Source organism: Verminephrobacter aporrectodeae subsp. tuberculatae At4, from assembly GCF_000193225.1.
In the GTDB taxonomy this organism is placed as follows: domain Bacteria; phylum Pseudomonadota; class Gammaproteobacteria; order Burkholderiales; family Burkholderiaceae_C; genus Acidovorax; species Acidovorax aporrectodeae.
In genome coordinates, this window is sequence record NZ_AFAL01000477.1 from 1 (window position 1) to 10,264 (window position 10,264).

The following is a 10,264-nucleotide window of genomic DNA, read 5'->3' on the forward strand; positions in this document are numbered from 1 at the left end:
CGCCAGAGACATCGGGTGCACCAACGGTACGCTGAGCGCGCCCGTGGCCAATGCCGAGCGCACGGTCTGGACGGCCACCCTCACGCCCACGGCCAACGTCAACGCCCCGGCGAATACCATCCACGCAGACCTCACCGGAGTGACCGACGACGCGGGCAAGGCCGGCGAGTGGGAAGTCAGCAGCGCCAACTACTCCGTGGACACCCGGCCCGCAGCAGACGCATCTGCACCAAGAAGCTTCAGAGCATCGGATGCGGACAACGGCGCTGCGTCCCACGCCCAGGAAAACCAGGAAACCCAGGAAAATCAGGCCCCCGACTCTGCGGCCGCTGCAACCGGCGACGGCACCCAGGAGGACCGGGTACAGGCCGCAGGCAGCAACACCCGCATCACCAGCCTGGAACACAAGGAGGCCCCGGCCCAGCTGTCCCGGGCGCTGGAGACGCCGATTGCGCTCACGGGTTTCAAGGCCACGCTGGACACCGCCGGCAGCAGCGAGACCTTCAGCCTGTACGCGGACCCGAAGAGCGGCGCCAACGGCTACTGGGTGCAGGACGGCACCGGCGCCTTGGTGAACTTGGCCAGCGCGCTTTACGGCGGCAAGGTGGTGCACGAGGACGGGCGCTCGCGGCTGGACTTTGCGATCAAGGATGGCGGGCAGTTCGACGCCGATGGCCAGGCCGACGGCGTCATCACCGCCTTCGGCGCCGCAGCGCAGATGCCGCTGTCCATCACCGGGCAGGCGTCCGATGGGTTGCGTGAAGGGTTCTGGTTCTGAAAGGCCAGTCCCCCCTCAGGAAGGCTCATGGGACCTTCCTGGCATGGGGGGTGGCGGCTGCCCGGACGGGCGTTGACCGGGGCCCGGGCCGCAGCACCAGCCACAGCGCGATGGCGATCAGTCCGCCCCCCATCGCGTGCGCTGGTGTCGCGCGCTCGCCGAGCACAAGCCAGCCCCACAGCACGCCGAACAGGGGGATCAGGAACGTGACGCTCAGCGCCTTCAGCGGTCCGACGTCGGCGATCAGCCGGAAATACAGCACGTAGGCCAGCGAGGTGCAAAGCAGGCCGAGCGCGAGCATCGAGACCCAGACGCGGGTGGGGGTGTCCTGCCATGCGAACGGGTGGACCAGCGCCTCCCGGGCCAGGAATGGCAGGAGCAGGAGCATGGCGCCGATCTGGCTGCCCAGCGCGACGATGCAGCTGTCGAGGCCGCCGCGCCGGGTGATCCAGCGCTGGGTCAGAAAACCCGCGAGCCCGTAGCAGGCGGTGGCCAGCAGGCACGCCGCAAGACCCCATAGCACCGGTGCACTCGCCTCCAGAGGGCCCGCGCGCGTGAGCACGGCAACACCCGCCAAACCGATCAGCACGCCAGCGGCCTTGGCGGGCGTGATGCGCTCGCCGAACGCGGCCGCGCCGATCAGAACGCCCATCAGCGGGGTCATCGCGTTCAGGATCGCGCTATAGCCGACCGGAAGCACCTGGGCCGCGAGCGCGTACATCAGAAACGGGATGCCGGAATTGATGCATCCCAGGACGAGCGTGACGGCAAACTTGCCCTGGAACGACAAGGGCGTGCGCAGCAGCGCGATCAGCGCGAACAGGCCGAGGGCCCCGAGGGTCTCCCGACCAAACGCCGTGGGAAGCGCCCCCAGCACCGGAGCGGCGATGCGCATGAACAGAAAGCTCGCGCCCCAGAGCGCGGCGAGCAGAAGGAGGCGGGCCAAGCTGGCGAAGTCCATGGTGATCGGTCTCCTGGCATGGTTTGTTTCGGGAAGTAGCTGGCAGGGCATTCTCTCGGAGGCATGCCTGGGCAGCAAACGATTTGTTTTGCACGACGATCTACCATGGCTAAATCCCACCCCTTTCAAGGTCTTGGAAACCGATTCCCTAAGCTCATGTCGAATGCATTGGCGATGCGCGATGCATCACACCAACGGGGTTTCGGGGCGCCGTGCCGAATGGGTATTTGGCGCAGGGTGCCGTGGCAAAATCGACGATTCGAGATGGGGCGCTCGACCCTGACCACGCACCAGGCTTTCAATTGCAAGCATCAGACCGCCCCACGGGCTACATCAATGAGCTGACGTTCACAGACCGCTTCCATCGCGAGCTGTCTCCGGCATGGCTGAATTACGTCGCGATGTTGAACGGCATTCCATCGCGGGACTTCCGCCAGCCTTTCACCTATCTCGATCTCGGCTGCGGATTCGCACAATCCACCATCGTGAATGCCGCGGCTTTTCCGAATGCCGAATTCCACGCCTGCGATTTCAATCCGGCCCATATCGAGGCCGCACGGGAGCATGCCGCGCGGATGGGCGTCGGCAATGTCGTCTTTCACACCACCCGCTTTGACGAACTGCTGGAACAGGACCTGCCCGCCTTCGACTTCATCCTGATGCATGGCATCTACAGCTGGGTCGATGCGGCGGTGCGCGATACGCTGCAACGGATCGTGGCGCGCCATCTCCGGGACGGCGGACTGGTCTACCTGAGCTACAACTGCTTGCCGGGCTGGTCGGTCGAGGCGCCGCTGCGCAAGCTCATGCTGGAGATCTCGCAGGCCACGCCCGGCGACATGGTGGCGCGGGTGCAAGGCGCCCTGCGGACCACGCGGCACATCGGGAATCCGAGCTTCCGGTATTTCCGCGACAACCCGGTGGCCGTCGAGGCCGTCGAGGCCTTCTCGAAGGATCCCGTCAACTATCTCGCGCACGAGTTCTTCAACGGGACGTGGAAGGTGCATTACTCGGTGGACGTCGCGGACGACATGGCCAACGCCGGCCTGCGCTACGTCGGCAGCGCGACGCTGGCCGACAACCACCCGATGCTGGTCATGGATCGCCAAGCCGTGGAGTCCATCGCGGCCTTGCCCAATCAGCGTCTGCGGCACCTGGCGGAGGATTTCGCGGTGAATCGACGTTTCCGCCGCGACGTGTTCATGCGCGGCACGCGATCGGAGAGCGGCCGTGCACCGGGCGACGCGGTCAGGATCCTCGACGACGCGGTCATCGGCCAAGTGCCCGGCCACGATCGGCTGGGCAGCCGCGTGACGATCCCGCGCGGCGCACTGAGCTTCCATCCGGATTTCATCGACGATCTGCGCGCGCTGCTGGCGCAAGGCCCGCTGCGCATCGGCGACCTCATCGCGCGCCTCGGACCAGCGTCGCACAACCCGATGGAGATCCGGCAGAACCTGCTTTTCCTGGTGGCTTCCGGCGCGCTGATGCCGTTCGCGCTGACGGGCGGCGAAGGGCGAGCGGCCTAGCCGGAGCGGCGCCAGCTGGGTATTTCGGCGAACGCGGCCGCGCCGATCAGAACGCCCATCAGCGGGGTCATCGCGTTCAGGACCGCGCTATCTCCCGGGGGCGATCGCCCTGAGGAAATAAAAATGCCAAAAAAACATCCCATTGGGTGGGCAGATCATGCGCAAATTGGTCACGTTTGCAATGTTTGAAGCTGTATAAAAACAAGACAAAACTCAGACCGCATGGGCCCCGTCGAAGCGCCGGGGGAGCCCCATGCAAGCGACGCATCGCCTGACTGCCCACAACGCAGCCCCCGCCTCGGCCCCTGCGCAGCACAGCAGACCGCCCGGCGCAATCCATCCGCAGCGGGCACGGCCCAATCTCTCCCGATGCAGCCCCGGTCGCGGCGCCTGGCAGGCGCGCGCGCGCTCGGACCCATCGGGCATGTCCTGGCCAGCCCGTCGATTTCGTCCATCGCTTGGAAGCGCTCGTCCACGCCACATGTCTGCGAAGCAAGAAGCTACAACGGCTAAACGCATAAAAATCAAACAAATATTGGAGCATTCAAGAAGAACGCCGGTTACACTGCTGGCGTTTTAAAGCGTCATTAATTGTTATGCCGACAGACCCCTACCTTCTTGCACAGGCATTGCTCCCAACGCAGCGAAGCAGGCGCTGCCCGGACCACCGGACCGCCGAGGGGTTCAACGCAAGCGCCGTCAGCGCCCCGGCGCGCAACGGCGCAGTTCAGGATCAGCGGCCGGCGCGTCGCCGCCACGGGAGGGGCCGCCCCCCTGGCGCCCAGGCACGCCGGGGCCAGAAGATTTACCGAGTCGGTGAGGGCCTGAGCGCCAGCAGCAGCATCCTGCGCCGCTGGCGGCACCCGGGCAGCCCCCTCGTGGGCGGGCGCCGGCAGCCCCCGGGTGCTGCGCAAGCGCGCACGCCAAGACCAAGCACCAAGGCATCGCGCCCCCGGGCAGGGCCACCGCCCTGGTGCCGAGTCGCACCGTGGTCCGCGGCGCGACGCCCGGGCACGCGGCGCGCGCGCCGCCGCATCACCCCCGCCTGAACCAGCGCAAACCAAGGGCCCTGTCCACAAGGCACAGGGACCAGAACCCCTCGTCCATACACATACGCAAAGGCACGCCATGGCTACTACGCTTCCACCGACCCAGCTGACCAGCATCACCATTGCAGACAGCGCCCTCACAGCCGACGAAACCACCACCGTCACCCTCACCTTCGATCGCTTGGTGCGGAACGTCACCGCAGCGAACCTGGAGGTGCCCGCCGGGACGCTGCTCTCCAATATGCGGCCAGTGGAGAACCGTCCCAATAACCTGAGCCGTACTTGGAAGGTCACACTGACCCCGCCTGCCGACACTGCGCAGACCCCCCAGACCATCAGACTGAAGAACCTCGACGGCGTGAAGGACACGACGAACGATCAGCCCGTAGCCGCCGCCAGCCTTGGCCCCTGCGAATACACCGTCAACACCCAGCGGCCCACACTGGCCGGCGCCACCATGGTCAACGGGGCCCTGGTACTCAGCTATACCGATGCCACCAGCCTGGACGCGACCAACAAGCCGGACGCCGAGGCTTTTACGGTGCGTGGCGGCAGTGGCCCGGCCATCATCGTCAGCTACGTGCGCGTGGATGCCACGGCCAAAACCGTTACGCTGGTCCTGGCGCGTGCCGTGCGACACGGTGAGCTCGTGACCGTCAGCTACACCGATCCCACAAGCGGCAACGACAGCAACGCGATACAGAACGCTGCCGGCAATGACGCAGCGAGCTTCAGCAACCAGGCGGTAACTCACAACACGCCGGTAGACACAAGACCGCCCTCCATCAGTTCTTTGTACAGCACGATCAGGACCGACCCGCTCAGTACCGCGGATATCGGCCCGTTCAACCAGGCCTGCCTCCGAATCGACAAACCATCCGCCACGGTCACCCTCAAATTCACCCAGCCGGTCAAGGGCCTTGGCGCCAGCAATGTCGTGCTGAGAAATGGCGTGGGTACGATGTCCACCCCGACCGCCGTCAACCCCGACGCCGGCGGTCACAGCGACACCTGGACATTCACCCTGTCGGCCCCGGCGGGGGCGACGGACTCCAACGGATCCCTCCCCATCGCGGTGAATCTCTCCGGCGTGACGAACCACGATGGCGTCCAGGGCAGCGCCACCGAGGCGTACGCCGGCGTGCAGTACACGGTGGATGTCACCCGGCCCACGGTGACCCATGCCACGGTGACCGGCAACCAACTGGTGCTTACCTGGAGCGAAACGCTGGATATAAGGACCTCCCTGGCGAGCACGGCCTTCGCGGTGACCGTCGATGGCACGGCCCGGGACGTCAGCGCAGTCGCGATGAATTACGCAGCCAAGACCGTCACGCTGACGCTGAGCAGCCCGGTATCCCGCCTGCATGAGGTGAAAGCAGCTACACCGACCCCTCGACCGGTGACGATGGCATCGGCGTCGTACAGGACCGCGCCGGCAACGACGCCGCCAGCTTCACGCAAATGGCGGTGACCAACAACACAACGGCGTCATCAGACACCACGCCCCCGGCGCTGGCCAGTGCCACGGTCAACGGCAACCAGCTGGTGCTCAGCTACACCGAAACCAACAACCTGGACGCAGCCGCGCTCGCAGGCAACGCAGGCTTTACGGTGAGCAGCACGGGCACGGCCATCACCGTCACCGGCGCCGTGGTGAACGGGGCGGCCAAGACCGTCACGCTCACGCTGAGCCGCGCCGTGACCTATGGCGAGACGGTGAGCGTCAGCTACACCAAACCCGCGACCGGCGCCGTGGTGCAGGACGCTGACGGCAACGACGCGGTGGACTTCAGCAGCCAGGTCGTGCGCAACACCACGCCAGAAGACACCACGCCCCCGGCGCTGAGCAGCGCCACGGTCAACGGCGACCAATTGGTGCTCACCTGGAGCGAAGCGCTGGACAACGTGATTCCGGCCACCACGGCCTTCAGGGTGTCCGTCAATGGCGACGCCCGGGGCGTGCGCGAAGTCGTCGTGAATGCCGCAGCCAAGACCGTCACGCTGACACTGGACTCCCCGGTAACCCGGGGGACCCGAGGGTGAGAGTCAGCTACACCGACCCCTCGGCGAACAACGAAACCACCGGCGTCATACAGGACCGTGCTGGCAACGACGCGAACAGCTTCACGAATCTGGCGGTGACCAACAACACGCGAGTCACCACCGTCGCCAGCATCGCATGCTCTGACCGCAACCTGGCTGCCGGCGAGTCATGCACCTACACCATCGTCTTCTCCGCACCGATAAAGCCGGAAACCTTTACCCTGCCGAATGACCTGATAACGGCTCATCGCTGGCAGTATGACGAGGTAACCGGCAAGGGCGAGCTGTCGAACCTGTACACCACGGACGGCGGCACCACGTGGAAGTTCACCCTGACGGCGCCGATGAGCGGCGGCGAATCGATCGAATACACCCTGATTCTGCGGCTCGATGGCCTGACCGATAGCGTGGGCAACCCGTGCGGCGACGGCAATACGACCTACAGGACCGGCGGTGGCTCGTATTCATTCGCCCAGCAAAGCTACACCATCGACACCACGCGGCCCACCGCCACCATCACGCTCGACAAAAGCAGCATCAACGGGGGCCAGACCGCCACCGTGACCTTCAGCTTCAGCGAATCCGTCCATGAATTTAACGAACGCGACGTCGTTCTCGGCGACGCCAACGGCACGCTGGGTCCGCTCACCGCGGTGGGCAGCGACAGAAAAATCTGGACCGCGACCTTCACGCCCAGGACCAACGTCAACGACGCCAGCAACACCATCCGCGTGAACCTGGCTGGCGTGAGCGACCTGGCAGGCAACACCGGAGCGGGCAGCGCGAGCAGCGCCAACTACACCGTGGACACCCGGGGCACGGATACCGATGCCCCGGTGCTGCGCAGCGCCACGGTCAACGGCAACCAACTCGTGCTGACCTACACCGACGAGGTAAACAACCTGAGCGCGGCCGAACTGTCAGGCAGCGCAGGCTTTACCGTGAACAGCACCACGGGAGCGGCCATCACCGTGAGCAGCGCCGCGGTCAACGGGGTGGCCAAGACCGTCACGCTCACGCTCAGCCGCGCCGTGACCGGCAGCGAGACGCTGAGCCTCAGCTACACCAGACCCGAAACCGGCCGCGCAGTGCAGGACGAGGTGGGCAACCTCGCGGCGAATTTCAGCAGCCAGACGGTGACCAACCTCACGGGCCGCCCCACGGCCACCATCACGCTGGCCGACACCGCGCTCAAGGCGGGCGAGAGCACCGCCGTCACCTTTACCTTCAGCGAGCCCGTCACCGACTTCACGGCGGCGGACCTCGTGCTCACGGATGCCCATGGCACGCTGGGCGAACTGGTCCGCATCAGCGGTACCAACGACGGCGCCACCAGCTGGCGCGCCACGTACACGCCCGCAGTCAACACCACCAGCCTGAGCAACGCCATCCACGTGGACCTCACGGGCGTGCGCGATCTCGATGGCAACGCCGGCCTGGGCCGCGCGAGCAGCGCCAACTACACCGTGGACACCGTGCGCCCCATCGCCGTGATCACACTGGCCAACCGCGTCCTCACGGCGGGCCAGAGCACGACCGTCACCCTCCGCTTCACCGAGGCCGTCAACGGCTTCACCGCGGACGACGTCATCCTCTCCGACGCCAACGGCACGCTGAGCCCGCTCACCCCCGTGGACTGGGCACCGAGCGGTACCGCCTGGACCGCGACCTTCACGCCAACGGCCAACGTCCGGGACACGAGCAACACCATCCGCGTGAACGCGGCCGGCGTGACCGACGACGCCGGCAACACCGGCGTGGGCATCGCGAGCAGCGACAACTACACCGTGGACACCCGGCCCGCAGACACCGTTGCCCCGGTGTTCCACAGCGCCACGGTCAACGGCGACCAACTGCTGCTGCGCTACACCGAAGAGAACAACCTGAACGCGGCCGCGCTCACGGGCAGCGCAGGCTTTGCGCTCAGCAGCGCCACGGGAGCGGCCATCAGCGTGAGCAGCGCCGTGGTGAACGGGGTGGACAAGACCGTCACGCTCACGCTCAGCCGCGCCGTGACCGGCAGCGAGACGCTGAGCGTCAGCTACACCCGGCCCGAATCCGGCAACGCCGTGCAGGACGTGGCAGGCAACGCCGCGGCGAATCTCGGCAACCAGACCGTGACCAACGTGACGGGCCGCCCCACGGCCACCATCACGCTGGAAGACAGCACGCTCACCCTGGGCGAAACCACCACCGTCACCTTCACCTTCAGCGAGCCCGTCACCGACTTCACAGCGGCGGACGTCGTCCTCACGGACGCCCATGGCACGTTGAACGAACTCGAGCGTGTCAGCGGCGCCAACGGGGGCGGCACCAGCTGGCGCGCCACGTTCACGCCCACGGCGAACACCAGCAGCCTGAGCAGCGCCATCCACGTGGACCTCGCGGGCGTGCGCGATCTCGAAGGCAACGCCGGCGTGGGCCGTGCGAGCAGCGCCAACTACAGCGTGGACACCACGCGCCCCACGGCCACGATCACACTGGACAACAGCGCCATCAAGCATGGCCAAAGCACGACCGTCACCTTCCGCTTCAGCGAGCCCGTCACCGGCTTCACAAGGGACGACGTCGTGCTCAGCAACGCCAACGGCACGCTGAGCGAGGCACTCATCGCCGGCAGCGACGGCAAAACCTGGGTCACCACGTTCACGCCAAATGCCGACGTGCTGGACACGAGCAACACCATCGGCGTGAACCTCAGCGGGGTCAGCAACGCCGCCGGCAACGCCGGCACCGGCCAGGCCAGCAGCACCAACTACACCGTGGACACCGTCAACACGCAGAGCGTGCATCCCTCAGCCACCATCACATTCGACAAAACCCGGTTCATCGCCGGTGAAAGCACCAAGGTCGAATTTCTTTTCCCCTGGACGCCCGTAATGGACTTCAGGGTGTCCGATATCGACCTCACCCAGGCCAATGGCACGCTCAGCAACCTGCGTGCACCCCATGTCCACGACGGCCGCGCCGGCGGCTACTGGACGGCCACGTTCACGCCCAATGCCGACACAAGCAGCCAGACCAACGCCATCCACCTGAAACTTGTCAATCTGAGCATCATCGATGGGAGCGTCGGTCGCGGCCTGGTCAGCAGCGCCAACTACAGCATCGACACCCTGCGCCCCACGGTCACCATCACGCTGGCCGACAGCAGCCTCACCGCCGGCGAAACCACCACCGCCACCTTCAGCTTCAGCGAGCCCGTCATCGGCTTCGCAAAGGACGACATCATGCTCATCGACGCCAACGGCTCCCTGGGCGCACTCACGACCGAGGACGCCGGCAAAACCTGGACCGCCCCCTTCACGCCCAAGCCCCACGTGAACGACGCGACCAACACCATCAGCGTCAACCTCGCGGGCGTGGTGGACGCCGCAGGCAACGCCGGAGTCGGCAGCGTGAGCAGCGCCAACTACACCGTCCACACCCGGGTGGGAGACACCACGGCCCCGGTATTCAGCAGCGCCACGGTCATCAACCGCGGCGAGCAACTCGTGCTCAGCTTCACCGACGCGAACAGCCTGAGCGACGCCGCGCTGACCAGCGCCGGCTTTACCGTGAACAGCAGCGCCGCGGGAGCAACGGCCATCACGGTCCGCAGCGTCAGCGTGAACGCACCGGCCAAGACCGTGACGCTCACGCTGAGCCGCACCGTTGCCCTCGGGGAGCCACTGACCGTCAGCTACGCCCGGCAGACGGACAACGTGGTCCGGGACGCGGAAGACAACGCCGCAGCGAACTTCCGCAACCAGCCCGTGACCAACAACGACAACACGCCTGACACCACGCCCCCGGTGCTGCGCAGCGCCGCGGTCAACGGCGACCAGTTGCTGCTCACGTTCAGCGAGCCGCTGGACGGCAGCAGCAGACCACCGGTCTTGTCGGCTTTCGTGGTGAGCGT

Annotated in this window: 6 protein-coding genes; 5 read left to right on the forward strand and 1 reads right to left on the reverse strand. The window is 66.3% G+C overall.

Features of this window, described 5'->3' with window-relative positions:
- Positions 1–778 (forward strand): Ig-like domain-containing protein (locus VTU_RS27535; protein WP_010105703.1); only part of this gene is annotated, 778 nt, incomplete at its 5' end.
- 25 nt (positions 779–803) lie between these two features.
- On the opposite strand, the gene VTU_RS0115310 is transcribed toward VTU_RS27535, so the two are convergent.
- On the reverse strand, positions 804–1,739 hold the full coding sequence (locus VTU_RS0115310; protein ID WP_010105705.1) for a DMT family transporter: 936 nt from the start codon (positions 1,737–1,739) through the stop codon (positions 804–806).
- 242 nt (positions 1,740–1,981) lie between these two features.
- On the opposite strand from VTU_RS0115310, the gene VTU_RS27540 reads away from it, so the two are divergent.
- The 4 genes from VTU_RS27540 to VTU_RS27545 form a co-directional block, all read left to right on the forward strand.
- Positions 1,982–3,268, forward strand: coding sequence for a class I SAM-dependent methyltransferase (locus tag VTU_RS27540; RefSeq protein ID WP_236610757.1), 1,287 nt, complete (start codon positions 1,982–1,984; stop codon positions 3,266–3,268).
- A 1,128-nt stretch (positions 3,269–4,396) separates the two neighbouring features.
- Positions 4,397–5,791, forward strand: coding sequence for a SwmB domain-containing protein (locus VTU_RS0115320; protein ID WP_029554446.1), 1,395 nt, complete (start codon positions 4,397–4,399; stop codon positions 5,789–5,791).
- On the forward strand, positions 5,788–6,363 hold the full coding sequence (locus VTU_RS0115325) for a SwmB domain-containing protein (protein WP_169315410.1): 576 nt from the start codon (positions 5,788–5,790) through the stop codon (positions 6,361–6,363). Before VTU_RS0115320 ends, VTU_RS0115325 begins: the two co-directional genes overlap by 4 nt.
- Positions 6,360–10,264: Ig-like domain-containing protein (locus tag VTU_RS27545; protein ID WP_010105709.1), on the forward strand; the 3,905-nt coding region annotated here is incomplete at its 3' end. The genes VTU_RS0115325 and VTU_RS27545, both read left to right, overlap by 4 nt.

What these genes read in the sequence shown, in the direction of transcription:
- VTU_RS0115310 (WP_010105705.1), bottom strand. Translation starts at nt 1,739, where the DNA reads ATGGACTTCGCCAGCTTGGCCCGCCTCCTTCTGCTCGCCGCGCTCTGG.
- VTU_RS0115320 (WP_029554446.1), top strand. Translation starts at nt 4,397, where the DNA reads ATGGCTACTACGCTTCCACCGACCCAGCTGACCAGCATCACCATTGCA.